Source organism: Pseudarthrobacter defluvii (genome assembly GCF_030323865.1).
In the GTDB taxonomy this organism is placed as follows: domain Bacteria; phylum Actinomycetota; class Actinomycetes; order Actinomycetales; family Micrococcaceae; genus Arthrobacter; species Arthrobacter sedimenti.
On sequence record NZ_CP066363.1, the window covers coordinates 19,479 to 45,501 of the forward strand.

Consider the following 26,023-nt stretch of genomic DNA (forward strand, 5'->3'; position numbering starts at 1 on the left):
AGGTAATCTTGATGAATGACCACCTCTCCGATGCCCCCGGCGGCAGCCCGCGGCAGCGACTGTGCTGTCCGGCTGGTGGACGCCGACCGGGTCCGCTCCGTCCGGGACAGGATGCCGCAGGAGTCCGACGTCGCCGACCTTGCCGTGATTTTCGGTCTCCTGGCCGATCCCGGACGCGTACGGATCCTCATCGCCCTGCTCGAGGGGGAGATGTGCGTCTGCGACCTGGCTGCGACAACGGGTCTGAGCGAATCCGGTGTTTCGCACGCCCTGCGCCTGCTGCGCGGGCCCAAGGTCGTCACGGTCCGGCGTTCGGGCCGGATGGCCTACTACTCGCTGGCCGATGCGCACGTCCGTTTACTCCTGGATCTCGGCCTGACCCACGTCGGGCACACGGGGCAGGACCGTCTGGTCTCAGCAGCCAGCAGCTAAGACCGATACAGCGGGGGAAGTGCGCAGGGGGGTTCGGGCATGAACGGTGATTACAGTATCGACGGCCCGGTCTGGCTGCCGACCCTGCCCCCGTCATTGGGCGAGTATCTGGCCCCGAACCTGCAGCCCGTTCCGCTCATCCCGGCGCTGGCGCTGGCCGCTGCCGTCCTCTACCTGGCCGGGGCCATTACTCTCTGGCGCCGGGGCAGGGCCTGGTCGCCGATACGCACCATCTCGTTCCTGACCGGCTGCGCCGCCATCGCCGTGGTCATGGGAGCCGGGATCGAAGGCTACGGGCTGCGGATGTTCTCCATCTTCATGTTCCAGCAACTGACGCTGATGATGGCCGTTCCGCCGCTGCTGGTGGTCGGCTCACCCGGCACCCTGCTGCTGCGCACGACACCACACAACCGGCTGGGCCGGCCCGTGCTTCAAGCCGCGATCTGGGGCCTGCGCTCCAGATGGGGACGACTGGCCATCCACCCGGGGTTCATGGTCCCCCTGTTCCTGCTGAGCTTTTACGGCGTGTACTTCTCCGGGCTCGCCGATCTCCTGCTGCCCAGCTGGTACGGGCACGTCGGGCTGGAGCTGCTGTTCCTGCTCGCCGGGATCCTCTTCACCGTGCCGCTGATCTCGGCCGACCCATTGCCCACCCGGCAGACCCATTTTGGGCGATTGATCGATATTTTCGCCGAAATGCCACTGCATGCCTTTTTCGGGGTGGTCATCATGATGGCAACGGATCCGATGGTCGAATTCTTTGCCGTCCCGCCCGAAAGCTGGAATATCAACCCAATGCAGGACCAGGGAGTCGCCGGCGGGCTGGCATGGTCCTACGGGGAGCTGCCGGGGGTACTGCTGCTGATGTTCATCCTGGTCCGGTGGCAGCGGGACGAAGCCAGCGGCTGGGCCCGGTCAGAACGGGCAGTAGCCACCGCCGGCGGCGATGCGGACATGGATGCCTACAACCAGTACCTGCAGCAGCTGGCCAACAGGCCCGAACGGCACCGCTGAACCGGCCTGGCCCGCCGCGTCGTTACCTTCCGAACACTTCCCTTTATTGTCCGGCAAGCGCCGAAACGATGAGCGCCTTCAGGGTCCCTTTCTCGGAGATCCCGAGGATCCTCGCGCTGACCCGGCCCTCCCGGTCCAGGACAAGGGTGGTGGGAACGGCGCGCGGCGGCACATAGGTCGTCATGGCCAGCAGGATCCCGCCGTTGCTGTCATCAAAACTGGGATAACCCACCCCGAACGTGCGTTCAAAGGCAGCCGCAGTCGGCGCATCGTCCCGGACGTTCACGCCGTAGAACAGCACTCCCTGGTCCCGGAATTCATTGTTCAGCGCGACCAGGTCCGGCGCTTCCTTCCGGCAGGGAGCACAGCCCGCGTACCAGAAATTCAGGACCACAGCATTGCCCGCCCAGTCCTCCGAGGAGACGGTTTCCCCGCTGAACAGCGTCCCGGTCAGGGAAACCTTCGAACCCCGCGCATCGGGGCGGTACTCGTTGACCGAACCATCACCTGCGATGTAGTTCTTGTCGTCCCCTGCGCGCGCCTGCGCGGCGAGCGAATCCTCCCGCCCCCCGCAACCTGACAGGGCCAGCGCCGCAGCACCGAACCCCAGAACAGCCCGCCGCGGCGGGCACTTGCCTTCTCCTGCACGCTTGAACAGATCCACAGTTGTCGATTCTATCCCGTGTAGAAAAAGGGAGCGGCGGGCGGCTTGCAGACGACTATCAGGTAAATCACAGGGTTATAACGATTCCAGGACCTGCCTGTAATGTTGATACAGGCATTTGTGTATCAGTGCCTTCGAGGCCGAAAGCCCAGCCCCGCCCGGGCCTCGCAAACGACGAGCTTCACAGGCGGGGGCGGAGAACCCATCTTCCGGCAGCTGCGCTGCCTTGGGGTGAAGCCGGAGCTGAAGACTGCATCGAGCGGTTCGAGTCCCCGGCCGGGCTTGATCCTTGGCCCGAACCCGACAGCTAACTTCGCAGGCGCTGAAAGGACCCCATGCCGTCTTCCCCTGCCCGCGGCCGGCACCGTAGCCCGGTGCCCGCCCGAGCCTGGCGCGTCGATTCTGCCGCACCCCGGCACAGCCGGCGCCGGCCCACCAGCCGGGACTTCGCCGTCCTTCGACGCAACCTTCCGGCAGCGGCCACCATCACCGCAGCAATGCTGGTCGGCGCAGCCATCACTGCGGCCAATGCCGGCACGGGCACTGACCGGCCCGCTGCGGCAGGCGCGGAACAGGTGGCCGCAATCGAGGTTCCGGCGCAGGCTTCCCCGGGCGCCAGCATCTCCTTCGACCGGTCCCCGGTGGCCACTGTCCCGGCCCCGGCCGTACCCGAATCCCCGGCGGCCGGGTCTGCCGGGGCTTCGGCGCAGCTGGTCCCCGCGGCAGCTGTTCCCGCCGGCCCGGCGGCTTCTTTCGGGCTCGCCGCACCATTGGCGAGCATGTCCGTAGCGTCGCCGTTCGGTTTCCGCACCAGTCCGATAACCGGGGGATCCGGGGAGCTTCACACCGGCCTTGACCTGGTGGCGTCCTGCCAGACAGCGGTGTTCGCGGCTGGAGCCGGAACGGTGGTCGAGGCAGGATGGTCCGCGTACGGCGGGGGAAACCGGATCGTGGTCGACCACGGCAACGGCCTGAAAAGCACCTACAACCACCTGGCCTCGATCGAGACGAGCGTCGGCGCCCCCGTCGCCGCCGGGCAGCGGCTGGCCGCTGCCGGAACGACGGGCAACTCCACCGGCTGCCACCTGCATTTTGAGGTGCTCTTCAACGGCCAGACCGTTGATCCGCAGGGCTGGCTGTGACCGGGCCGAACCTTGGCGCGGGCGCGGCAGGCCGCGCAGCACGGCCGGTTCAGCGCCGCGGCCTGCTGTGGGCCGTCTTCGTCACCGTGGTTATCCTCACCGCGCTGGCTTTCTTCGCCATCGGCCGGCTCTCCGGCGCGCCGCAGCAGATCTCCGATGATGGACCGGATGCCGGATTTGCCCGTGACATGCAGGTCCACCACGCCCAGGCCGTGGAGATGGCCCTGATCATCAGGGATACGTCCACGAACGAAGAAATCCGCGCGGTCGCCTATGACATCGCGACCACGCAGCAGCACCAGAAGGGTCAGATGTTCGCCTGGCTGCAGGGATGGGGCCTGTCCCAGGCAGGCAAAGGGGCGCCCATGGCCTGGATGGGGGCCGGGAGCGGGGACCACGGACAGTCCCACGGGGCCTCTGCTGCCGCGGCACCGCAGTCACAGATGGAGGGCATGGCAACCCCGGAACAGATGCAGGCCCTCCGGGCTGCTTCCGGGACAGAGGCGGACCGGCTTTTCACTGATTTGATGATCCGCCACCACCAGGGCGGGGTGGCGATGGCCACTGCGGCCGTGAACCTCGCCGAGACCGCCCGCGTCCGTGACTTCGCTGCCGGCCTGGTCGAAGCCCAAAGCGCTGAAATACTGGCCTTGCAGGATCTGCGCGCCCGACTTTGACCACCCGCAGCCCATTCCGGCCGCACCAGCGACGAAAGCGAGCCCACCTGATGTCCCAGCCCCGGCCCTCCCATGAGGAACGACAGGCGATCCTGAAGGCCCTGCAGGCAAAACAGCGGGCCAAGGCGCGCCGTAAAGCCTGGCTGCTCTACGGTGCGGCGGCGGCGGTCGTCGCCGCGATCATTGGTTCGGTGGCGTTTGTCGTCGTCGGCGAGGTACGCCAGCGCGAGGAAGCCACCGCGGCGGCGTCCCGGCCGATAGAGGGTGAGCAGGACTTCCCGGACCAGTCCAGGAACCATACGAGGGAACCGGTCAGCTACCCCAGGATCCCTGCTACCGGAGGGGATCACGCCCCGGTCTGGACCAACTGCGGAATCTACACCGCCCCCGTGCAGCAGACACAGGCGGTGCATTCCCTGGAGCACGGTGCCGTGTGGCTCTCCTACCGTCCTGACCTGGCTGCGGACCAGATCGCGGAACTGACCGCTGCCGCCGAGGGGCAGCAGTATCTCCTGCTCAGTCCCGTCCCGGACCAGGAGGCTCCGATCGTGGCCACGGCATGGGGCAAGCAGCTGGCCTTGCAGACCAGCGGCGATGAACGCCTCGCCACGTTCATCAAGAAGTACCGTCAGGGCCCGCAGACCCCGGAACCGGGAGCCGTCTGCACCGGCGGAATCCAGGGCTGAACCCAGCCGCAGGGGTGTTCTCAACGTCGGCTGACAGGTCCCTGGCATTGCCTAGACGGGCATGAGGAAGGTCCCTGCCAGGTTCTGCAGCTGATAAATCCACTTCACCCACAGCCCGGAGACCATCAGGACGCCAAGGATGATCAACATCGCCGCCCCGGCGATGTTGACCGCACGGATATGGGCCCTGACAACGGCCAGGACCCGGGAAACCCAGTTCAGGCCGAAAGCGACCAGCACAAAAGGGATCCCCAGGCCCAGACAATAAACAAACGCCAGCAGCGCACCGCGCCAGGCGCTTGCGGCCGCGACGCTCAGGCTGAGCACGGCACTGAGGGTCGGACCCATGCACGGGGTCCAGCCGAGCCCAAACACCACGCCCAGCACCGGGGCGCCGGCCAGGCCTTTCCTGCCCGGAGCACGGAATTTCCTGGTCTGCTGCAGCCAGGAGAAACCGCCCAGCAGGACCAGGCCCATCAGGATGACGACGACGCCCAGGACCCGCATCAGTGGATCCTGCCACCGCACCAACCACGACCCGATGGCACCGAAGGCTGCACCATAGAGGGTAAATACCGCCCCGAAGCCCAGAATGAACAAGGCCACCCCGGTCAGGACACGCCGCCGGTTCCCGGGCTGGCCGGGATCGGTCAGCCCGGAGACGAACCCCAGATACCCCGGAACCAGCGGAAGGATGCAGGGCGAGAGGAACGAGACCAGGCCCGCGACCGCTGCCAGCGGCAGTGCCAGCACCAGCGCACCGGAGGTCACGCTGGAAGCAAAAAACTCTCCGATGTCCACTTACTGCCCTTCCCTTACCGCGCCGCGTACCGTTCCCAGAACCAGCAGCCCTGCCCCGGCCACAACGAAAACCCCGGCAAGATTCGAACTCGGCAACCACCCGGTGTGCAGGTAATCCACCACCCCGGCCCCATCCAACAGATCCGCAAGATTTCCCAGGGCACCACCGAGCAGGAGAGCCGCAGCGGACAGGGCAGGCTTCCTCAAACGCGGGGCGGACCGGACCAGGGCGGCGGCCAGCACAGCAACAAGCAACACAGCACCCAGCACCAGCGCCCCAGGGGGAAGCCAGGACAGGGGACTGAAACCGGCACCGGTGTCGTAGGCCAGCCAAACGGTAAACAATCCGAAGTCCGTGTTGTGTCTGTCGTGGCCGAGGGCCTGGACCAGGGCGGCCTTGACCAGGAGATCGGTCACCGCCAGGGCTGCGGCAGAAAAGACCAGGACAGATCTGGCGGCACTGGAGTGCTCAGAGCCCAGTACGCTCACGTGCTCGATGCGGCGGTGCCGCGCACCGCGGCCCGCAAAGATTCAGCGGAAGGCAGCCCGGAAAGACCGGTGCCCGCGGGATAGAGCCGGCAGCTTAATCCGGCGTCTGCCGTGGAAGGAAACAGGTCCTTCCCTCCGGCCGTGAATGACGGGGAGCCGCGGAACAGCATCTCGGCGGCCTCGGATTCGGAGCTGATCTCACGAACAGTCACCAGTTCAGGGTCAAGGCCCTCGGCGTGCAGGACGTGCCTGAAGAGCTCCAGTGCAGGTCCGGAGTTGGGGCAGCCAGGTATGGTGCGCACTTCGTAGGACATGCCTTACTCGCCCCGGGGTGCCAGCGGCAGGGCAAGGCTGAGGGGTTCCGGTTGCGGTGCAGCCGCTGTTCCGCAGCCCTCGCAGCGCGGTGCCGCCGCAGCGACGGGAGAACTGCCGGGGTGGGGGAGGGGGGCGCCGGCGTCGTGTTCGGAGCCCTTGTCCGGTCCGGCAGGTGCGCAGCAGGCGTCCTCAGTGGCCTCGCCGTGCTCGGCGGTGCTGTGCGGGACCGCACAGCAGACATCGCCCTTCCAGGCGTTGATGCCTTCCCGGACGGCGATCGCGGCGATGACCAAGGCCGCCCCTGCATCTGCCCACCACCAGCCCAGGGTGCTGTTCAACACCAAGCCCACCAGCAGAACAGCCGAAAGATAGGTGCACAACAGGGTCTGTTTGGAATCAGCGACAGCCGTGCGGGAGCCCAATTCCCGGCCCGCGCGGCGCTGCAGCCAGGACAGGACCGGCATGATCGCCAGGGACAGCGCGGCGATCACGATGCCCGCCGTGGAGTGCTGCGCCTCACCGCCGCCGGCCAGAGAACGGACCGAATCCACGGTAACGAACAGGGCCAGGGCGAAAAAGGACACCGCGATGATCCGCAGCGTCACGTGTTCGCGCCGTGCCGGGTCCTGTGCGGAGAACTGCCAGGACAGAGCAACCGCCGATGCCACCTCGATCACCGAATCCAGACCAAAGCCGATGAGCGCAGAGGAGTCCGCCAGGTTGCCGGCCCAAAGCGCGACGACGGCTTCGACGACGTTATACGTGATGGTCGCGGCCGCAAAAAAACGGATCCGGCGGCTCAATACTGCACGGCGTCCCGTATCCGCAGTGAGGAGGAGTGCCCCGCTCATGCCACGCACGTCCCGTCAGCAGCGCAGCAGGCCGGATCAACGGCCAGCACCACACCCAGAAGATCCCTGATCGCGTGCCCCAGCCGGGCATCAGCGAGCTCATAACGGGTCCGCCGGCCATCCGGAACGGCCACCACCAAACCGCAGCCACGCAGGCAGGCCAGGTGATTGGACATGCTCTGCCGCGAAACACCGAGGGATTCGGCAAGTTCGGACGGGTACCCGGGCCCCTCAGCCAAGGCCAGCAAAACCTTGGCCCTGGTCGGATCCGAGACCGCATACCCAAACCGTGCCAGAACCGGAGCGTTCGTGAGCGTTTCCATAACCCCAGAGTACATTTAGGAATGTATCAATGTAAAAGTCTCGGTTCCGGCCCGCCCTGGCATCACGCATGGAATCCTTCAGAGACCCATCCGGTCCAGCAAAGCGTCCTCTTCGTCGTCCGACGTGTTGCGCTTGCGGGCCTTTTCTTCGAGTCGAATTTTCGGGGCCGGGTCCTGCGGGTCACCCTGCGTCTGGTCTTCGCATTCCTCCCGGGAGATGCGGGCCTGCTGCCGGGCCGTGTATCCGAAACCCACGAAGGCAAGTATTCCAAAGGTCAGCCACTGCATCGCATAGGACAGATTCGATCCTTCCTGAACAGCGGGCATGGCGAGCTGTTCAGGCGCTACGTCCGGAGCGGGGGATTCGGAGGCCATCAGTCCATAGCTTCCGGTCAACAGCGGGTACTCCAGCTGCCGGGCATAGTCGGGCAGGGCGATGCTTGGCAATTGGCCCTCGGGCGCGGTCCTGCCATCCAGCGTCTGTTCGGACGGTTTGATCCGGACCACCACCTCAACGTTTCCCGCCGGCGGGGACGGGACAGCATCCGGGTACCCCGGCTTCACGTTGCCAATTGGCAGCCATCCCCGGTTCACGACCACGGTCTCGCCGGAGCGGAGCCGAAAGGGAACAAGAACCTCATAACCGGGCGCGGAATTGTTTGGCCTGTTCCTGACAATCCGCTGGTCCTGCACCAGATAGTGACCAGCCAGCGACACTGTTGTCCATTTCATGTCCGGGTCAGCCACGGAGAAATACTGCTTCACCTGCTCGAACGGCACAGGGGATTTTTCGTAGTTTTGCTGGACGCGCCGGATCTCAGTCACCGCCTGATTGCGGCGATCCATCTGCCATTTGCTGAGTCCGGCACAGGCGGCCGCAACTACAGCGGCAAGGATCAGAAACCCCAGCCAGCGCCTCGTCAGGAGGAACCGGTAGGTCATGGCCGCAACCGCCGGGAGTTGGAATCCTTCAAATATCCTGACGCGGCTGGATAGCCGATAAACGACAGGCGCTGTAGCAGCGGTGGCCGGTCTGGGATGGGGCGCGGGAAACGTCGGAGCACCCGTCCAGCGTAACCGCGGGATGTGCAGTCCTCTTCCCTGCCATCAGCACAATCGGCCCTGCGCCCACGAAGTGAATTTCCTAACCGCGGGCTGGTCCTCTCCGGGGCTGGCAGTGGGATGCTGTCGGTGTGGGACCGACTTAATGTTGCCTTTGCTAAAGTGCGGCATACCGAAGGACGCCGGGGTCATCGGGACACCACGGGGAAGCGCAAGCTCAGCCCAACTCCATTTGTGTTAGGTAAGGCTATCCTTTACAGTTCAGGCGTGACTGTACAGCCGGAACTGGCAGGAGTCTCGTTCGCCGCCAAACTGGCCGGCTTCGGAGACCGTCCCGCCATCACGACCAAAGACCAATCCGTGAGCTACGGGGAACTTGCGCGCCGTGTTGAGGATATGGGCCGGGCCTTCGGGCCAGGCCGCCGGCTCATTGCCCTTGAGGCTGAGAATTCCCTGCCGTCCCTGGTGGCCTACCTGGCGGCCCTGTCCTCCGGCAACCCGTTGCTAATCCTGCCCGCAGGCGGCGGGACGGCAGCCGAGACACTCGTTGCCGTGTACGATCCCGATACTGTGGTCCGCGCGTGCCGGGGTGAGGTGGTCCTGGATGTGCGTCGGGACGAAACGCACCATGAACTGCACCCGGAGCTGGCGCTGCTGCTGAGTACTTCCGGATCCACTGGATCACCCAAACTTGTGCGCCTGTCCGCAGGGTCCTTGCAGGCAAATGCCTCAGCCATAGCCGATTACCTGCACCTGCGCCCCACCGATACTGCGGCCACCACCCTTCCCCTGTCCTACTGCTACGGGATGAGCGTGGTGAACAGTCACCTTCTGGTGGGCGCGTCCCTCGCGCTGACCGACCTCTCAGTGGTGGACCCGTGTTTCTGGGAACTGGCCAGAGCCGAAAACGTCACATCCTTCGCCGCCGTGCCCTACACGTTCGAGCTCCTTGAACGGGTGGGCTTTGAGGACATGGATCTGCCCAGCCTGCGCTACATCACCCAGGCCGGCGGGCGGCTCGATCCGGACCGAGTGCGTTCCTACGCAGACATGGGCCGGCGGCAGGGCTGGGACCTCTTTGTCATGTATGGCCAGACCGAGGCCACGGCCCGCATGGCCTACCTGCCCCCTGACCTGGCAGCCGAGTACCCGCAATCCATCGGCGTGGCCGTGCCCGGCGGCTCCTTCCGGCTGGAGCCCGTCCCCGACCTGGAAGCCGCCGAACTCGTTTATTCAGGTCCCAACGTCATGCTGGGGTACGCCGAACGGCCGGAAGACCTGGCCTTGGGACGGGTCACTACAGAGCTTCACACGGGCGACCTGGCCCGTTGCGGAGCCAATGGCCTCTACGAAATCGTTGGCCGGCGGACCCGCTTCGTCAAAATCGTTGGCCTGCGGGTGGACCTGGGCCAGGTGGAACGGCTGCTGGCCGGTCTCGGCCTGACCGCCGCGGCAGCAGGATCGGACCAGGCAGTGGTCGCCGTCGTGGAGGGCAGCCAAGATCTTGCCCTGGTGGCCAAGACACTTGCCCAGGATTTGGGCCTGCCCCGTTCAGCAGTCCAGCTTCATGGCGTGGAGTCCATACCGCGCCTCGCCAACGGCAAACCGGACTACCCGGCGGTCCTGGCCCTGGCGTCCAGGAATGATGACAATGACGGCACCGGCGGTGCTGCCCCGGAAACGGCAGGACACCCGACCGACGCGCGAAGGATCTTCGCGGAGGTCCTCGAACAGGAAAACATCGCCGACTCGGACACGTTTGTTTCCCTGGGCGGTGACTCGCTGTCCTACGTGGCGGCGTCGGTCCGGCTGGAGCGTGCCCTCGGATACATCCCGCAGGGCTGGCACCTGATCCCGGTCTGTGAACTTGTGCCTGCCGCCCATAACGCACCAAACACGTCGGCCGTAGATACGGATGAGCACTCAGACCAGCGGACGGGGGGAGCTGCACGAACTTCCCGGAGCTGGCATCGGCGGTTGCTTGCCCCCATGGAAACCGGAATTGTGCTTCGCGCTATTGCCATCATCTTTATCGTCTCCACGCACATCGGTTTCTTCCACTGGGAAGGGACCGCCCACGTACTCATCGCCGTCGCCGGCTATAACTTTGCGCGCTTCCAGCTAAGCGGTACCCGCCGTTCCCGGCTCCGGCGGCAACTGCGCAGCATTGCCCGGATTGTCGTGCCCAGCGTTGCGGTCATCGGCTTCGCCTTTGCCGTAACCGATACCTATGCCTGGGCCAACGTCTTCCTGCTGAACAACCTGCTGGGCCCGCCAGGATGGACCGACTATTCAAGGTTCTGGTTCATCGAGATCCTGGTCCAGATCCTGCTGGTCATCGCCGCCCTGCTGGCGATACCCGCCGTTGCCCGCGCCCAGCGCCGGTGGCCATGGGCGTTCCCCCTGGCATTAGTAGTCATTGACCTGCCGATGCTCTTCGACCTTGTGGACAGCCGGTATCCGGGGCAGGGGCCAGTCCTGTGGCTGTTCGGGCTCGGCTGGGCCGCCGCCGCGTCACGGACACAATGGCAGCGGGCAGCCGTGACCGCCATCGCCCTGCTCACCATCCCCCAATCGTTCGAGGATCAGTACCGGAGTACAACCATCCTGGTGGGCTTCCTCATCCTGCTCTGGCTGCCCACCCTGGCCGTCCCGCGCGGGCTGCACCGACTCGCGGCCCTGCTGGCCAGCGCCTCGCTATACATTTACGTCACCCACTGGCTGGTGTACCCGCTTGTTGATCCGGAGTACAAGGCACTGGCGGTCCTCGTTTCCCTGGCGGCAGGCATCCTTTACTGGGCCGCCGCCACCCAGGCAATGACCACCATAGAACGGTGGCTGCGGCGACGAAACAGGCAACACCCGAGAACAAGGACCCCCGGAAATCGCCAGCCATTACGCGTCCTCGGCGGCAGCCCAACAGATGGCGCCGAAGCCGCGCCTATAGACGACTGACCGCCGTTCCTACAACGGCGGTGAACAGTAAATCTGAGCTTAGCCCTGTCGGCCGCACTGCGGCGTCATCCATTCCTGCAACCGGAGCGGTCTGTGGTTTGGAGAATGTTTATGGCCCGGTACGAACGGACGGGCTGACAGGACAAGGGACAGAATCGTGGCTGCACTTCAATACTTTCGGCTAGCCTCCCAGCACTCCACGCCTCACGTTGAGGGCTATTCGTTCACCAGGACGGGAACTCCGACAGCGGCGGACACTGCTTTGCCTTGAAATTCCGGAGGTACCCGGATGATGAACTCTTCACGTTCCTCCGCGGACCGGGGATGGTTCTGACCTTCGCTGCGCATGTCACGGATAATTCGGTCCGTGACGAGGAGGGCGCCTTTTTCGTCGTAGAACCCTGCCAGCACCTGCAGCTCAAGAAGATCGCTGACGTCATTGGTTACCGTGACCGTACCCATAGCTGCTGATCCGTCGAAGGCCAGGTCTTTCAAGACGAATCTGTCATCAAACGGCCCGGCGACCTGGACGATCTGGCCTTTGATCGGGGCAGTGGTGTGGAGACCAGTCAAGTCCGGTTCATCTTCGGTGGCGGCCGCAAGTCCAGGGAAGGATGTCTTTGCGGCGGCGGCCATCGGAACGCTTTCAGCCGCGGAAACCTGGGTGGGTCCCGCAGGGTTCTGCAGACCGACAGCGGCAACCACGGCCAGGGCCGCAACGAGCAGACCGGCGAGCAGGAGAAGTTGTGGTTTGCGGGTCATGCTGTTCCTTCAGTGTGGCCGGGGCCCGGGCATCCTTTGATCCCCGGGCCCCAGAGTCATAACAGGTCAGCGGAGGACGCGCAGGGCGCCGCCGACAACGTCGAACACGCCTGTTTTCCAAGAGCCGATAATGAAGATTCTGTAAAGCTGGCAGAAGAGGGGCAGTGGGAGCCCTCTCCGGCCTTCAGGAGAGGTTGTGTATCGCCCCGGCCCAGCGGGGGCCCGAGACGGCCCTGCGAACCGCCCTGGCGCGCGCGTGGAAGTCGATCTTTGGGGCCCGTAGGGAGTCGGTCGTCGCGGCGGGGTCATCGCGGATCTGGGGCGGTACGGAATTGGTGGTCGTTGTCGAGTGGTCGGTAATCAGTCCCATTCCGGCGTACTCGCGGACGGCGGCGATGCCGGCCACGGCGTCGGTCTTAGTGTCGAAGGGCTTGGAGACGGCCATGATGGTCCCGTCCGGGGCTGTGAGTCGGAACCTGAAGGCTGATTCTGCATCGATAAACAGTTCGAACATTCCTGCCATTGCGATCCTTTCGGTTTGCGGGATCCCGAGGGCTGCGTCCTTGCTGCCAGTAGGCACAAGGCATCTTTGCCTGCGCTTTTCGAGGTGTATCCCGCTCCAAATTTTCATCAATTCAGCCTGCGTTCCCCGAGTCTTTCGCAGGGACGCCTGTCGGCGCAAGGTTTCGCCTGTTATCCAGCCGAAGTGATCCTCCTCTCGGGAGCAGTCCATAGGCACCAACTTCTACCGGACCGAATGCGACGCTGATAGCCGACGTACTGTACGGCTGGAATTCCACAGCATGGGCGATGCCTCGTGTCCGAGGCACGAATGCGGAGACTGAAAGAATGGCCTGCATGAACGCTGCTGCCGTGATAAGTGCGAAACCAGAGTTGATGCTGGAGGTCCGCGTGGAGCTGGTCGACATCGACCCACAAATCTGGCGCCAGCTTGAGGTCTGGGGCTCCTTTACTCTCGATCGGCTCCACAAGATCCTGCAAATTGCCTTTGGCTGGGAGGACCTCCACCTGCACAGGTTTACAGCGGATGACCCCTTCGCGCCGCTGCGGCCGGTGGATGGGAACATTCCAGAGACGCCGCAATGGCTTCCCCGGCAAGAGTGCGACGAACCGGACGACAGGCCAGAGGAAGATCTAACCCTTGCTCAACTGCTGGCGCTGGGCGATGGCGCGGCCTTTTATGAATACGATTTCGGCGACAGCTGGCTGCACAGGCTTGAGCTGGTTTCGCAACACTCGACGAGCGAAGACACGCCGCCGGCCCGAGTTCTCGACGGTGCCCGCCGCGGCCCGCTGGAAGACTCCGGAGGATTCCCAGGGTACGAAGAGATCCTAGAGGCCCTGGCCGACCCGAACCATCCAGACCACGCAGAGCACGCAGAATGGGTCGCAGACACCACCGGCTCAACAGAACCTTATGACCCCGCCTTCCTGGATATCCCGGCTTTGAACCAAGCGCTGGCCACCCAGGTTCAAGCCTCCTAAACACAGCTAACCGCGATTCGGTCAAGGCGTTCAGCACGCATCGATGCTTCAGCCGGCCCTCAGCAGGGAGGGCTGGTTGCACGCCGGTAGCATCGGGGCATGAGCCATGAAGATAACTACGTCGAGCGCGCCCTGAGGGTAGGGGAGGGGCTGACAGGTCTGAGCTTGGAGCAGCTGGGGTTTGAACCGCGGTTGGAGGATCTGACGGCGGAGCGGCGCAGCCTGCTTTGCCCCGATGACATCGAGTGGATGGACTCGATCACCCCGAAAGTTCGGGACAGAAGCCTGTTTCAGGCAAGACTGCTGGCCGGTGCTTTATGGGAGGCCTCTGTCGTCCTGATCGATCAGCTTTTTGAGGATCTGGCCGGCCTGAGAAAGCTTCACTTAATTGACCGCGAGGACATCGCTAATACTTTTGTCCTGTCCGGGCTTCCGCCAAGGCTCGCTCATAAATACGATGTTGGCTTTGTTCAGAGGTTTCTCGTGGTTGCCGCGGACATGACCGGGGCGTTGGTGCGGGGATGGGACCGCCCTTCCTGCGTGGCGCAGGAGCTGGCGCTGCGCTGCCTTCTTGACCAGGTCGAAGTCATTCAGGATTCTTACGATCTGGACTTGGCGGACGACTGGCGGGGCATGCTCGAAGAGCGATTGTTCGAGGACATGGACAGCGAACTGCTGTACCAGAACGCCATGGACGGTTTCGAAAATGACGTCGAGCTGAACATGCAGCTGGGCTTTGCACCCATGAACGTTCAGGACTGGTTTGAGCCGTTCAACGACGCCTCCGTCCCGCCCTTCGCACGCTGACGCCGTCACGCACGGTGGGTCGGGCGCAGATGATGGCGCCGGTTGCAGGCCCTGGAAGTGGCGAAACTTCGGCCAAATAGCGGTTGGCCGAAGTTCCATGCATAACCCTGCAGGGTGAACCTTGGGGTTGGCTGGGAATGCCGGGGGAGGGGAAGTGGGTTACTTCAAGGCCGCTTGGCGGAGGTACTGGTAGACCGTTTCCCTGCTGATTCCGTAGTCACGGGCGAGGACGACCTTCGGGATGCCGCTGTCGGCGCGCTGAACCAGCTCTGCCGCCCGTTCCGGCGTCAGGGTCTTTTTCCGCCCTTTATACGCGCCACGTTGCTTGGCCAGCGCGATGCCCTCGCGTTGGCGTTCCCTGATGAGGGAGCGCTCAAATTCGGCAAAGGCGCCCATGACGGAAAGCATGAGGTTGGCCATGGGGGAGTCCTCGCCGGTGAAGACGAGCTGTTCCTTGAGGAACTCCACCCGCACCCCTCGCTTGGTGAGGCTCTGCACCAGGGCGCGCAGGTCATCGAGGTTTCGGGCGAGCCGGTCCATGCTGTGTACGACCACGGCGTCCCCGTCGCGGACGAACCGCAGCAGCTCCGTTAGCTGCGGCCGAGCGGTGTCCCGGCCGGAAGCCTTGTCGGTGAAAACCCGGTCCAGGATATGGCCATCGAGCTGGCGGAGCCCATTCTGATCCACGGTACTCACCCGCACATAGCCGATGCGCTGACCCTTCACGGCGACCTCCAATGCTCGACCTGTGAGAACGAGTGTCAGCGTCCCTAACGAACACGTCAAGACGCTCCGCAGCCCGGCATCGTCCACAACACGCAAGGTCAACAACCGGGCTCTCCTGGGAGCCCGGTTGTTGCCGTACGGGAACAAGCCCGACATGGTGTACGTTGCACCCTGGTCGGGAAAGCCCCGGCCACAGAGTGAAATGAGAACCGCCTACCGTGGCTACCGATTACGACGAAGTCCGTTCCGACGTCAAGGAATCCCAGGACAGCTCCCTGGAGGCACTGAAATCCGCCAGCGCCCCGGATGCCCGCAGCGTTGTCACCGAACTGGACGAAGCCGACGCCCTGGACGAAGGGCTTACCCCGGGCGGGGAAATCGTCGCCGAGGAACTCATCGTCCAGGTCATCCCGCAGGGCGCGGACGAGTTCACCTGCTCATCCTGCTTCCTGGTCCGGCACCGGTCCCAGCTGGCCCGCGAAACCAACGGCCAGTCCTACTGCATCGAGTGCGAGGGCTGACGAGCCCGAATCCGGTCAGGCCCCGCAGGCTGCAACCCCTTACTTAGGCCAGAAATGATGCATCCGACGCAATACGCAGCCTTCAGCTTTACATAACGTCCGTTATCGGCGGTTCATCATCCGCGGGGGGAGATACACGAAGAGGCCCCGTTTTTACCTGCCGGTGAGGGATCACGAAGCCAATCACTTAAGCACGTCGAGCAGGCGGGCATGACCCCCTGCAGGGTCCGCCCATCGACTTGCGTGGCATCACCCCCATGATTGTCGCACCGGTATGCCAAAATTGGTGGAGGATATCGGTCAGGTTGGCTGTGGAATACGGGGGTTCTCTTGAGTGACGAGTGGTCACACCACAATCCGGAGTGGCAGGAAACCCTGGACATGGCTCGGAAATACGGATGGAGCAGCAAAAAAAATTCCGACCACGGTGGCATGCACCTCATGTGCCCAGGCAAGGTACATGAGTTCTCGGTGTACATGACCGCCCGGTCTACTGAGAACGTCGCGCGAAGCAAACGGCACACCATCCGCAACTGCGAGCACCAGAACATTGCCGAACCCCTCGACCAGGTGGAAATCCACCTGGACAAGGCCCAAAAGCTTATTCGCTCCGCGGAGGCGCTCACGGACCGGGCAGAAGCCGAGAACTCGATGGCATATGCCCTTGAGATGCTGGGTCTCGCTGAGGAAAATCTCACCCACGCGGAGGAAGTATTCGATGCGGCCGCGGACAAGTTGGAGCAAGCCGAAGAGGCATTGAGCAGCGTTCCTCCTAATGACGTCACAGAGGGGGCGTCTAAGCTTGCAGGAGAGGCCTCAAGCCACGTGCGGACCGCTAGGCTGACACTGAGGGACCTTCCGCCAGGTCATGAGCGTGTAATTGCCCTGCGTGAACGGACTGAAGAGTTGCGTCAGCGGGTCACAGCACTGCAAAGGCGCCTATCTAAGTAGTCGTGGCAAAGCAAAGACGAGTACTTCGTTGAGCTAAAAGAGTTGGCACTTGCCAACCTCCTGTGCGATAGTCAATACATAACCTAGGAGGGGGATCTTGCATGATCGAGGTGACACTTCGCGTCCAAGGTGTGGATATATTCGACCAATCCGTCGACGCTATTATCGCCAAGGAATTCCCAGATTTATCGTGGGATCAGGCAGACGGCCTGACCACGCTTACCGTTTTTGTTGACCGCGAGGATGCAATCACTGAAACGGTTGCCATTGTTCGCCGCGTGGAATCAGCTATCGATGGCTTGAAGGTTGTCGGCGTCTACCGCGACCTTGTCGGCACTACCGATATCGCCCTGCGTGCAGGTGTCAGCCGTGAGGGTGCCCGCAAGTGGAGCCTATCGGCTGATTTTCCCACGCCGTTTGACTACATCGGCGCTGGTTCCATGAAGGTGTGGGCATGGACTCAAGTCGTTCAGTGGTTGGAACACACCCGCGCCCTGGACATGGAGCAGGATCTACCGAGCTTGGAACTCATGACGCAGATTGAAAACTGCATCATGAAGAACCCGGATCACACGAGCGTTTTGTGGCACCAGACAGCATCCAAGATGCCCAACACTCAAAAACCCATATTCCAAGCAGTTCAGCCGGCTGTTCGCGTTTCCGCGGGCGGCCGTGCCCAAGAGTTCGCGGGAAGTTCTCGCGAGCTCGTGGGGGCGGCCCCCCGTACACCTTAGACCGAACGGAGAAATCGTGACCTTACTGCGAATTCGCGCAGAAGAGATGGATGCGCCCGTCGTTCCCTCTGACGTATCCCAGATCGTCCAAGCGACGGAACCGATTGAGGTCCGGCTGGACGAGGTGCACGCTGGCCCGGTTCAGGCGGCGGCGAGCGAGATGCAGGTTAAACTTGAGCGCGGACAACCGGGGTTTGCTTACATCGAAGAAAGTGACGTCCTTATGGTTCGCCTTGAACACAAGGTGAGCTGCTTCCTTGAGTCTGCGCCCGATGCTCCGACTGACTTGCGCCTCCACCACATTGTGGCCTTCAAGGTGCTACAGGAACTTGAAGTCAGCGCTGACGCCATAGGGGCTTTTATCGAGACCAATGCCTACTTTATTGCCTACCCCTACGTAAGGCAGTCGATCACCCAGCTGACCGCTGCCTTGGGTTTGCCTCCCGTGGTCTTGGGCTTCATGAAGCGCAATGAATGGCCCTACCACGAGGAACAGGACGACAACGGCGCGGGCAGCGATGCCCAAGCCCACGAGGACGCTCTGCAGGCAAGCCAGTAGCCCTGCATCTGCATGGGACGCGGCGGCTGTAAGTCCCTTTCACACAATCTTGCGAAGGGTGATCACGTACGGCCCGAGATGCTACGCTTCGTCCGCAACAACGGGGACACCGTGGTCGTGCACAGCATGTACCGGCTCGCCCGCAACCTCGATGACCTCCGCGGCCTGGTGCAAGGCCTCACGAGACGAGATGTACGGGTGGAGTTCCTTAGGGAACAGCTCGTCTTTACGGGCGAGGACTCCCCCATGGCTAACCTCATGCTGTCGGTCATGGCCGCCTTCGCTGAGTTTGCGCGGTCCCTGATCAGGGAATGACAGCGCGAAGGAACCGCCCTGGCCAGGCGGCGAGGCGCCTACAACGGGCGGAAGAAGATTCTTACGCCGGAACGGGCGGCCAAGCTGGTCCAGGGCGCCGAACGCGGCATTCCAAAAGCCGTCCTTGCCCGCGATTACGGAATCAGCAGGGAAACGGTCTACCAGTACCTCCGCCAGGCGGCGTTGAAGTAGGCCCCTCCCCCGGCGTTCCCAGCTAATTTTTGGGGTTTTCGCAGCCTTAATCGTGGAACTTCGGCCAGCCGCTATTCGGCTGGAGTTTCCCAACTCCCGGACGGCAGGACTGACGCCGGACATCTCCACCTTCGTTATGGAATGGCGGCGTGGGTTCTCCTATGTGCCCCTGGGGGCGAGGTGAAGCTAATCCCGAATCCAGGATGCTCGTGGGACGCCTCTAGTCCCCCCAGCTTTACGAACGACGGTTAGCGGCGTTTGCGCTGACTCCGCTGGGAGCGGCCTTAGGCTCCATTCCAGCAAATTCCGCTCGCGATGAAAGAAACCCCATGTGCAGCTCTCTCCTACCCATGCAGAGATGGAACTCCGATCATGCGGGCGGAGACGGTGAGCAGAAAGACTGTGAGGGAAGGCTGCCTGCTATGGCGCCGGAAGCATCAACTATTTGGACCGAAGCCACAACGCAACTCGGCGCGTAGACCTGCATGCTGAACGAGATGTTATTCCCTACTATTTCAAAGTCTTTGCTCAGGTCTTTATCTTCTCGCTCGAATGCTGGAAGAGCGCCGTCAGACTGGCGTTCAAGTTTCTTGGCTACAGTGGCTCCTTCGAGGGTGTTGGTTACCCGCACCCAAGTCGTGTGGCACTTGGGTGAATGCTTTATTTCCACTGTTGCCAGCAGCGTGTCCGTACCTGTCCGGGCAATGGTCTTTGTGTCGATGGTGGCATTGCCCGCTTGGGCGCAGGCAGTGGGATTCGTTCCGTCCCAGTATTTCGCCAGCTCCATGGGAGTTGTCCCCGCGGGGAGTGTGGGTTGAGGAGTCAACGTTTGCGGTGATGGATCTGGAGATGGAGGGCTTGCCGCGCAGGGTACCCATTTCAAGTCACAAACGTTCTTTATTGTGCCTGAGACTGAATTGCTGAAAGCCGCGAACCCGACCGCGAACGCAGCTATTGCCGCAAGAGCCGCAAGCGCTTTCTTCCAAGTCGCAACAGAGCGCAGCCATGCCGAAAATTTGGCCATCCAATGTTTCAGTCTAAGAAGAACCCGCTGCGGCATGTCTCAACTTTTCACACTTAATTAAACTTCTTCAACGGCTAGGGCCAACTCGTTATCCACTTCTTTAGCCGCATCACTGCTGGTGCCGTGCTGAACAGTCATGGGGCTGAATCGCCCCCGACTTTTGACTCAGCCCCGTGTGGGCCTGTGATCTGAGCTCACCCACGGTGGTGACACCCACGGGGCGGTTTCCGAACGTCCCATGGACGTCACCACACTCTCCCAGCTTTACAGAATCACAATTATCGGCGTTTGAGTGAGACGAGTAGAAGTGGGTTGCTGAACTAGCCACACGTTGCTTGCCGTGCGGTGTTTGCGCACGCCCGATGGGTTCGCCCCCTTGGTAACGCGCCGTTGATCCTGTGAAGGCACCCTTCGAACCAGGCACTCCTGGCTCTACGACTCTCGGGATGGCCGGACGAGCCCGCCGCCTGTCGGTGGGGCTGGCACTGGCAACCACGGTCCCTTTCCTGGCCTCCGGCGCGGCGTTCCATGCCAACACTGCCCGGACCCGCGCAGTTCGGCGTAACTGGTAACCCCAACGACGCCCTAGGTGGTGGCCGACTGGGTCCGCCGATGCCACAGGGAACGGGGGAAATCCTTTGCCAGCAACCTCGCCAGCCCGATCGCCATCAAAGGGTTCGGCAGGGTCCAGACATCCAATGGCGTAATGAGGATCAGGAATGCAATCGCGGCGGCAAGGCCACACGTCACGGCGCGTCCGTAGCTAAGGATCAACAGGCCCGCCGCTATTTCACCTGCGCTCCTGCTCCACATCTCCACCACCTCGTCCGGAACTCCCTCTGCACCACGCTTCGAAGGGGGAGATACGCGGCCTGTCATCTGGGTGAGGCAGATCACGTCCTGGCGGTGACGTTAGCCCCTATCCGCCCCCCTGTCCCCCGTTGGTAGCCTGTCGCCATGATTCCCTCATCCCCGTTCCGCCCGGCCCCGCCCCTACTAATCGCCGGCGACACTCCTAACGGAAGGAAACCCGAATGAGCATGCACTCCTCGTGGGCCGACATGGCCCAGGGCCCGCAGAGTGCCGAACTGCCCCGCGGCGTCACCGCTGGCTCCTACGCCACGTACCCGGAAGCGCAGGCCGCCGTAGACCTGCTCGCCGACCAGGGCTTCGCCGTCGAGCACGTCTCCATTATTGGGAAGGACCTCAAGCTCGTCGAACGCGTCGTCGCCCCGCTGAGCTACCCCAAGGTTGCACTCAGCAGCGCCGTCTCCGGGATGTGGTTCGGGCTGCTGATCGGCATCCTGCTCTCCCTCTTCGGCAGCTCCGCAGACCAGAGCGGATTCCCCCTGTTCAGCTCCGTGTTGCTCGGGGCAGCCTTCTGGATGCTCTTCGGAGTCATCGGCTACGCCATGCGCCGGGGAAAGCACGACTTCGCCTCCACCTATGCCGTGGTCGCCTCCGGATACGAAGTCATCATCGACCAGGAGGCTGCGGCTGAGGCCAAGCGGTTGCTCCAGCAACACTCTCCGGACGGCTACCGGCAGGACACGCCCGAGCATGTGCAGCGGCAGCACCCGAACCAGGGCGAGGACCACCGCCACGACTTGCCGGACGGGCGGCCGGAATACGGGGTCAGGCTGCCCCCGTCCAGCGGGGATGACGGCCAAGTCTGAGGCGTCTCCCGCGGCTGGATCGAGGCCGGCGGGCAGGCGCCCAGCAGGCAGCCCACCCCCTTGCTGCGGACGGGGCCCACTTAGCGATACACGCGAACCTCAGGGGCGGGGCCAGAATCCGTCGCGGAACTCGTGGGGACCGAAACATCGGCCTGCTCCCCGCAGCCACCGACGCCACCGACGCCACCGACGCCACCGACGCCACCGACGGACTCTACCGGGTCGTGGACGCCGCCTACGAGGAGCGCTCCGTGGGCCATCAGCTCGAACCTGCATCCCGCCGGATTTGATGAGCTGATGTCCAAAACCTTGGCCACGGCAACGGTGGACCAGCTCCTGCACCACGCCAACGTATGCTAACCCAGCGGCGACTCCATCCGACTCACCCAAGCCCTGGCCGGGAAGGGACTAACCCAACTGAACTAACAAACCCCCAACGCTGGCCAACACCGCCGAAAACCCTCAGTGGGCAGATCTGGTGGGGATACCGGGCAGTTTTACTGGCCACCGGCGGGGCGATTAGCTGGCCGGCCGTGGTCTGGAACCAATGGTCATTGACAGGGCTCTCCACGGTTCGTCGGGAAGTGGACTCGTGCCGTAAGGCGTGAAGGGGCTCGTGGCCCTGTTGGATGATTGATGTCTAGCCATTCGTCGGGAACAGATTCCCACGAGCCTTGATCGAGCCTACGACGGGGCGGCCCTGCACTGCCACGGTGATCTTCAACCTGCCGGATACCGCGTCCCCTCCGCCATAGTCTCCGCCGTCGTCCGCCGGATCGCGGTCGAGTCCACGGCCGTGCCAGGCTGCCCGGCCTGCGGTGTCGTCTCCGAAGGCGGGAAGGACCGCCGGCTCCAGCGGCTCCGCGACGTCCGGGTCGCCGGTGCAGTGTGGTGCTGAGGGGCACCGGCCTCGGGTTCGGCAACGTCGAGAATTACCGATCGCGTATCCTGCTCAGGAGCGCCGCTCAGACAGCAGCGCGACGCTCATCCCAGCAGGCCATTCCCGCGCAACCACGAAGAGCCCACAAAAGATCGCGGGCGTCAAACACCAAAAGGATGAAGAAGTTGAAACCCTTCGCGCGCCTTTCTCCCGAGCGCTCGGTTGGACAGGATAATCGTGCGGTGACCGTCGATTCAGAGGCCAACGCCGGCCCTTGTGTTCCTTTTGAAGAGTCTGCTGCCCGTGGACTCATTTCACGCTGGCGCGATGATCCGTCCGGCACGTACCGAACGTGGTTCCTCTGGCCTGAGCGGATCAAGAACTTTCGGTCCTTGCGTCGAGGCATTGAACAGGTAAGTGCGGAAATCGAAGCAGGCAGTTTCGGGACAGCCTATAAAGGGTCTTCGCTGGAGACGGTGGTACACGGAGTTGCCGAGCAGCGCCAGATCTTCAAGGGAGCCGATCATGCCTTTTTGTGGAAGCCGAAACTGCGAATCCCGGACATCTATGAGGACCGGGAGAATCAACTTGCGTTTGGCCGAATGCTGGAGGCCTGCAGATGCTGTACAGGGGAAGCGCCATTATTGTCCGCGGTCCAGGCTTTCGCGAAGCGCAAGGTCAAGGGCATGGGCCCTGCGGCAGCCAACCTGCTGTACTTCCTGCACCCAACTCTCATGCCGCCGTTCAACACCGCAATCGTCCGCGGCTACAACGAGCTCACGGGCGGCAGAGTCAAGCTTGGCAGCTGGGACGAATACCTTGCGATGCGGCAAGGCATCATCAGCATTAATGAACGCTTCCGGGATTTGCTCTCGAACGATTTGGGCGCCATAGCCGGTCTCCTTTTCGACATCGGGACTGGTCGGTACCCTGCACCCCCGCGGCCCGGACTGCCTGAAGCCGGGCTGTCAGAGTGGCACGCCGAGCTCACCCGTGTCCGTGGTGAGGCAAAGGCGGACAAGGCGATAGCCGCCGCGGAGCGGGAAGACTTAACCCACACCGAAGTGCAGGGCTGGCTCCGGGATCTGGGACTCGCACTTGGGTTCGATGTCTGGATCGCCAGCAACGACCGCGGCCGGCCTTACGGGGGTGGCCGGCTGGCCGACGGCTGCCTCACCACCCTGCCTGGGGCTCTCACGTCCCTGGCCGCAGCGGACGCCGTCCGCCTGATTGATGTCCTCTGGCTGGAGGACGGCCACGTATCGGCCGCTTTCGAAGTCGAGCACAGCACGTCCATCTACTCCGGGATCGTGAGGATGCTGGATCTCGCACTCTCGGGCGAGAGCGGAGCTTTACAGGCTCTCTACCTGGTCGCTCCGGACAAACGCGAGGAGGATGTCCGGGCGCAGTTGGTCAGGCCGGCGTTCAGCCGGGTAGCGGATTTGCACGTCCGCTATCTTCCCTACAGCGAACTGGAGCAGCATCGCGAGCCTATCTCCCGCTTTGGTCGCGGACTGCACCCCATCGAACAGCTCGCCCGGAAGCTCACCTGAGTGGAGTCACGCCGGTGATGACCGGATAGGAGCCACGGCTGGCAGGACCGGAAAAGACGTCACCGGGCACCGCTCTCTTTTGGATTGCCCGTGACTAGGGTTTGGCGGCGTGGCTCAGGCATGCCGGCAGTAAGTCTGTGATGACGTGCGGTGCCCGTGCGCGCAACGAATATCGTCACGACAGCGATGCTGAGCCCGGAAACCCAGATCAGGCCGATGAGCAGTCCCGCGACGTCGTCGAATTTGTCACTAAGACCGGTGTCGATGAGGACCCGGTACGGGCCATAGCCTGGAAGGAGGGATGCCAACTCGGGAGGGACGGGTCGGAGCATGGGGCTCTGTGTAATGCCCAGGTCCAGGAACGGTACAACAAAGGCGATCAGCACACCGGTCACGCGTCCGAGAATGAAGCCAAGACACATACCCAGCAAGGCATAGACCGCTCCCATGAGCAACGTTCCGCCGATGAAGCCGGGCCACTGCCTGGCGGGGAAAACCAGGGCCGTGACCGCGAGGGACGCGGCACAGATGACGATGACCGACACGGCGACTTCACCAAACCGTCCTGTCAGCAGCGTGGAGCGGTGCATCCCGGACAGGACAAGCCTCTTGTCTCCTTCGCGGTTGTTCAGGGCAATGAAAAGACCGGCGACCGTGGCGAGTGAGGCGACCGCGATGGGCGCCATGGTCCCTGCATGGGTTTCGGGCAGCCAGACCCGTACGTCCACTTCCCTGCCGTCTTCCAGCACGCGCATCACTGAGTACTGCTCTTTGGTGATGGTCTTGGACAACAAGATGAAAATAATGGGCACGGTCACCAACAGCAGCCACAGGGCAGGGTTGCGCCGGTACTGCCGCAGGCCCATCCGGAAGCTCTCAGCGGCCTGCGCCACCCGCCCAGGCCGCGAAGCTGCGTTCGGCCGCCGATGCGCACTTACCTCATGGGTGAGGAGCAGTCCGCTGCCCACCACTGCCGCGATGACCCATACCAGTGACAGTCCCAGGTCGCCCAGGTACCCGCCATGGCCGGAGGGTAGGTCCACCATCCACAGCGTCACGTAATGGGTCGGCATCCACCGGGTGATCTCTGCCCGGTCAGGCGAGGTAAGGGCAGGGCCGAAAAAAACATCCAAGATCCACACGAGAAGGATCACCACCGTGCCGTTGACCTGGTCTTTGAGGAGGGAACCGACTGCGGTGCCGATCCCGACGTAGATGACCGCGAACATCAGTGTCCCTGCGATGACCCGGGCCGGGTCGTCGACCTGGCCCCGCAGGAAAAGTGTGGACAGGGCCGCGGCCGAGACGAGTGCGGCGATGAGCAGTCCCGTCACCATCCTTGCCATGACAAGCTTCGCAGCGGGAAGGCCGGCCAGGACCAGCCGGCGGTCAGCGGAGTTTGCCTGGCAAGTCTGGAAATACATGGCCAACGCTGCGAGGAACCCGGATGCCCAGCCCGCGGTCGCGGTCTCTACGGCAACGCCGGTGCCGCCGAGCAGTTTCGCGGCGTCCGCCATCGGTTGGGCTGCAACCAGCACGAACACGACGGGGATCAGGACCAGCACCAGAAGGTTCGCCGGGTTCCGGACGTACTCGACGAGGAAGCGGCGGATAGGGATTAATAATGCCCTCACTTCTGGAACGCCTTTCCGCCCCGGAGTTCGACGATGCGGTCGAACCGCTCCTCGTCGGCTATGAAGTGGCTGATCACCAGGATTGAACGGCCTGCTCCCCGTCTTCTGGCCATCAGGTCCCAGAACCGTAAATAGGTATCCCAATCGAACCCGGCGTAAGGCTCATCGAGCAGCAGCACCGGGGGGTCCGGGAGCATTGCCAGGGCCAGGTTCAGCTTGGCGAGGGTGCCCCCGGAAAGCCTGTCGGCACGCTCGCGGGCGTACCGACGGAAGTCGAGCTCCTCGTAGAGCCGCCGCTGCGCATCAGCCCGCTCATCCCGGGACATCCCGTAGGCAACGCCGAACAGCTCGAAGTGCTCATCGCATGTCAGCCTTTCAAACACCACCGGCCGCTGCGGGCAGAACCCGAGTGACCCGTGGACGTCAACTGCTCCCGTGTCGGCTGGCAATGCCCCGACCATGATCTGCATCAGTGTGGATTTTCCGGAACCATTTTCTCCCACCAGGCCAACGACCTCGCCTGGGCCGAGCGAGACTGAGACGCCGTCGAGCACCTTGGTGCGCCGACGGAACGGCCAGACGCCTTGCCGGTACGTCTTACATATCCCGCTCGCAACAAGCACGGGGCCAGCTTCCCCCTCTGGGGACGAGTCGCTACCCACCCATCTCACCTTCTCCGTTCACCCCAAGGCCGGAACATCGGGGACGTGTGTGATGCTAAGACCCACTGCTGCTTCCCTGCTCCCAGCGGGCCTGCCAGAGATGCCCGGCG

General features: G+C 63.3%; 27 protein-coding genes, 2 pseudogenes and 1 riboswitch. Of the genes and pseudogenes, 16 read left to right on the forward strand and 13 right to left on the reverse strand.

Going from position 1 to position 26,023, the window contains the following annotated elements; all coding sequences use genetic code 11:
- The first annotated feature begins 15 nt into the window (after positions 1-15).
- A complete protein-coding gene (locus JCQ34_RS19685) occupies positions 16-432 on the forward strand; it encodes an ArsR/SmtB family transcription factor (RefSeq protein ID WP_272912576.1) in 417 nt (138 codons plus the stop codon).
- Positions 433-471: 39 nt separating this feature from the next.
- Positions 472-1,446: a cytochrome c oxidase assembly protein gene (locus JCQ34_RS19690; RefSeq protein WP_237430702.1), complete on the forward strand. Its 975-nt coding sequence runs from the start codon at positions 472-474 to the stop codon at positions 1,444-1,446.
- A gap of 43 nt (positions 1,447-1,489) precedes the next feature.
- On the opposite strand, the gene JCQ34_RS19695 is transcribed toward JCQ34_RS19690, so the two are convergent.
- Positions 1,490-2,104 (reverse strand): TlpA family protein disulfide reductase, encoded by a 615-nt coding sequence (locus JCQ34_RS19695; RefSeq protein WP_237430768.1) that lies wholly within the window; start codon positions 2,102-2,104, stop codon positions 1,490-1,492.
- A gap of 168 nt (positions 2,105-2,272) precedes the next feature.
- Positions 2,273-2,447, forward strand: a riboswitch (cyclic di-AMP (ydaO/yuaA leader).
- Here JCQ34_RS19695 and JCQ34_RS19700 point away from each other — a divergent pair.
- From JCQ34_RS19700 to JCQ34_RS19710, 3 genes are all read left to right on the forward strand, one after another.
- Positions 2,446-3,252 (forward strand): M23 family metallopeptidase, encoded by an 807-nt coding sequence (locus JCQ34_RS19700; RefSeq protein ID WP_286404876.1) that lies wholly within the window; start codon positions 2,446-2,448, stop codon positions 3,250-3,252. Its footprint overlaps the riboswitch before it by 2 nt.
- Positions 3,249-3,929, forward strand: a complete 681-nt coding sequence (locus JCQ34_RS19705) for a DUF305 domain-containing protein (protein WP_237430700.1) — start codon at positions 3,249-3,251, stop codon at positions 3,927-3,929. The genes JCQ34_RS19700 and JCQ34_RS19705 overlap by 4 nt, the downstream gene beginning before the upstream one ends.
- A 50-nt stretch (positions 3,930-3,979) precedes the next feature.
- A complete protein-coding gene (locus JCQ34_RS19710; RefSeq protein ID WP_237430699.1) occupies positions 3,980-4,615 on the forward strand; it encodes a DUF3105 domain-containing protein in 636 nt (211 codons plus the stop codon).
- A 51-nt stretch (positions 4,616-4,666) separates the two neighbouring features.
- Here JCQ34_RS19710 and JCQ34_RS19715 read toward each other — a convergent pair whose 3' ends face one another.
- The 6 genes from JCQ34_RS19715 to JCQ34_RS19740 all read right to left on the reverse strand — a co-directional run bounded on the left by JCQ34_RS19715 (position 4,667) and on the right by JCQ34_RS19740 (position 8,336).
- Positions 4,667-5,416 carry a cytochrome c biogenesis CcdA family protein gene (locus tag JCQ34_RS19715; RefSeq protein WP_237430698.1) on the reverse strand — a complete coding sequence of 250 codons (750 nt, stop codon included), beginning with the start codon at positions 5,414-5,416 and terminating at the stop codon, positions 4,667-4,669.
- Entirely contained in the window at positions 5,417-5,905 is a 489-nt protein-coding gene (locus JCQ34_RS19720; protein ID WP_286404877.1) for a signal peptidase II, read from the reverse strand. It lies immediately after the preceding gene.
- A complete protein-coding gene (locus tag JCQ34_RS19725; protein WP_286404878.1) occupies positions 5,902-6,219 on the reverse strand; it encodes a hypothetical protein in 318 nt (105 codons plus the stop codon). Before JCQ34_RS19725 ends, JCQ34_RS19720 begins: the two co-directional genes overlap by 4 nt.
- A 3-nt stretch (positions 6,220-6,222) precedes the next feature.
- Entirely contained in the window at positions 6,223-7,071 is an 849-nt protein-coding gene (locus tag JCQ34_RS19730; protein WP_237430696.1) for a cation diffusion facilitator family transporter, read from the reverse strand.
- A complete protein-coding gene (locus JCQ34_RS19735) occupies positions 7,068-7,394 on the reverse strand; it encodes an ArsR/SmtB family transcription factor (protein WP_237430695.1) in 327 nt (108 codons plus the stop codon). The genes JCQ34_RS19730 and JCQ34_RS19735 overlap by 4 nt, the downstream gene beginning before the upstream one ends.
- 78 nt (positions 7,395-7,472) lie before the next feature.
- Positions 7,473-8,336 (reverse strand): SURF1 family cytochrome oxidase biogenesis protein, encoded by an 864-nt coding sequence (locus JCQ34_RS19740; RefSeq protein ID WP_237430694.1) that lies wholly within the window; start codon positions 8,334-8,336, stop codon positions 7,473-7,475.
- A gap of 387 nt (positions 8,337-8,723) precedes the next feature.
- Here JCQ34_RS19740 and JCQ34_RS19745 point away from each other — a divergent pair, with 387 nt between their 5' ends.
- A complete protein-coding gene (locus JCQ34_RS19745) occupies positions 8,724-11,411 on the forward strand; it encodes an AMP-binding protein (RefSeq protein ID WP_237430693.1) in 2,688 nt (895 codons plus the stop codon).
- A gap of 216 nt (positions 11,412-11,627) precedes the next feature.
- On the opposite strand, the gene JCQ34_RS19750 is transcribed toward JCQ34_RS19745, so the two are convergent.
- Positions 11,628-12,173, reverse strand: a complete 546-nt coding sequence (locus tag JCQ34_RS19750) for a hypothetical protein (protein WP_237430692.1) — start codon at positions 12,171-12,173, stop codon at positions 11,628-11,630.
- Positions 12,174-12,357: 184 nt separating this feature from the next.
- Positions 12,358-12,696: a YegP family protein gene (locus JCQ34_RS19755; RefSeq protein WP_286404879.1), complete on the reverse strand. Its 339-nt coding sequence runs from the start codon at positions 12,694-12,696 to the stop codon at positions 12,358-12,360.
- Between the two features lie 335 nt (positions 12,697-13,031).
- Between JCQ34_RS19755 and JCQ34_RS19760 the strand changes: the two genes are divergently transcribed.
- Together JCQ34_RS19760 and JCQ34_RS19765 are read left to right on the forward strand one after the other, a co-directional pair.
- Positions 13,032-13,679: a plasmid pRiA4b ORF-3 family protein gene (locus JCQ34_RS19760; RefSeq protein WP_286404880.1), complete on the forward strand. Its 648-nt coding sequence runs from the start codon at positions 13,032-13,034 to the stop codon at positions 13,677-13,679.
- A gap of 99 nt (positions 13,680-13,778) precedes the next feature.
- A complete protein-coding gene (locus JCQ34_RS19765; protein WP_286404881.1) occupies positions 13,779-14,486 on the forward strand; it encodes a hypothetical protein in 708 nt (235 codons plus the stop codon).
- A gap of 159 nt (positions 14,487-14,645) precedes the next feature.
- Here JCQ34_RS19765 and JCQ34_RS19770 read toward each other — a convergent pair whose 3' ends face one another.
- Positions 14,646-15,212, reverse strand: coding sequence for a recombinase family protein (locus tag JCQ34_RS19770; protein WP_286404882.1), 567 nt, complete (start codon positions 15,210-15,212; stop codon positions 14,646-14,648).
- Between the two features lie 218 nt (positions 15,213-15,430).
- Here JCQ34_RS19770 and JCQ34_RS19775 point away from each other — a divergent pair, with 218 nt between their 5' ends.
- The 5 genes and pseudogenes from JCQ34_RS19775 to JCQ34_RS19795 all read left to right on the forward strand — a co-directional run.
- Positions 15,431-15,733 carry a DUF4193 domain-containing protein gene (locus tag JCQ34_RS19775; protein ID WP_286404883.1) on the forward strand — a complete coding sequence of 101 codons (303 nt, stop codon included), beginning with the start codon at positions 15,431-15,433 and terminating at the stop codon, positions 15,731-15,733.
- A gap of 330 nt (positions 15,734-16,063) precedes the next feature.
- Complete coding sequence (locus JCQ34_RS19780; RefSeq protein ID WP_286404885.1) at positions 16,064-16,684, forward strand: hypothetical protein; 621 nt, start codon at positions 16,064-16,066, stop codon at positions 16,682-16,684.
- A 101-nt stretch (positions 16,685-16,785) separates the two neighbouring features.
- Positions 16,786-17,418 (forward strand): hypothetical protein, encoded by a 633-nt coding sequence (locus JCQ34_RS19785; protein ID WP_286404887.1) that lies wholly within the window; start codon positions 16,786-16,788, stop codon positions 17,416-17,418.
- Positions 17,419-17,434: 16 nt separating this feature from the next.
- Positions 17,435-17,977, forward strand: coding sequence for a hypothetical protein (locus JCQ34_RS19790; protein ID WP_286404889.1), 543 nt, complete (start codon positions 17,435-17,437; stop codon positions 17,975-17,977).
- Between the two features lie 60 nt (positions 17,978-18,037).
- A pseudogene (locus JCQ34_RS19795) lies at positions 18,038-18,484 on the forward strand (recombinase family protein); the annotation flags it as partial.
- A gap of 370 nt (positions 18,485-18,854) precedes the next feature.
- On the opposite strand, the gene JCQ34_RS19800 reads toward JCQ34_RS19795, so the two are convergent.
- A complete protein-coding gene (locus JCQ34_RS19800; RefSeq protein ID WP_286404890.1) occupies positions 18,855-19,271 on the reverse strand; it encodes a DUF2690 domain-containing protein in 417 nt (138 codons plus the stop codon).
- 1,271 nt (positions 19,272-20,542) lie between these two features.
- Between JCQ34_RS19800 and JCQ34_RS19805 the strand changes: the two genes are divergently transcribed.
- From JCQ34_RS19805 to JCQ34_RS19815, 3 genes and pseudogenes are all read left to right on the forward strand, one after another.
- A complete protein-coding gene (locus tag JCQ34_RS19805; RefSeq protein ID WP_286404892.1) occupies positions 20,543-21,184 on the forward strand; it encodes a general stress protein in 642 nt (213 codons plus the stop codon).
- A 143-nt stretch (positions 21,185-21,327) separates the two neighbouring features.
- Positions 21,328-21,610: pseudogene (locus JCQ34_RS19810) on the forward strand (ATP-binding protein); the annotation flags it as partial.
- Between the two features lie 630 nt (positions 21,611-22,240).
- On the forward strand, positions 22,241-23,617 hold the full coding sequence (locus JCQ34_RS19815) for a type II restriction endonuclease (protein ID WP_286404894.1): 1,377 nt from the start codon (positions 22,241-22,243) through the stop codon (positions 23,615-23,617).
- 59 nt (positions 23,618-23,676) lie between these two features.
- Here JCQ34_RS19815 and JCQ34_RS19820 read toward each other — a convergent pair whose 3' ends face one another.
- Positions 23,677-25,251 carry an ABC transporter permease gene (locus JCQ34_RS19820; RefSeq protein WP_286404896.1) on the reverse strand — a complete coding sequence of 525 codons (1,575 nt, stop codon included), beginning with the start codon at positions 25,249-25,251 and terminating at the stop codon, positions 23,677-23,679.
- Entirely contained in the window at positions 25,248-25,874 is a 627-nt protein-coding gene (locus tag JCQ34_RS19825) for an ABC transporter ATP-binding protein (RefSeq protein ID WP_350310823.1), read from the reverse strand. Before JCQ34_RS19825 ends, JCQ34_RS19820 begins: the two co-directional genes overlap by 4 nt.
- Positions 25,875-26,023: the final 149 nt, after the last annotated feature.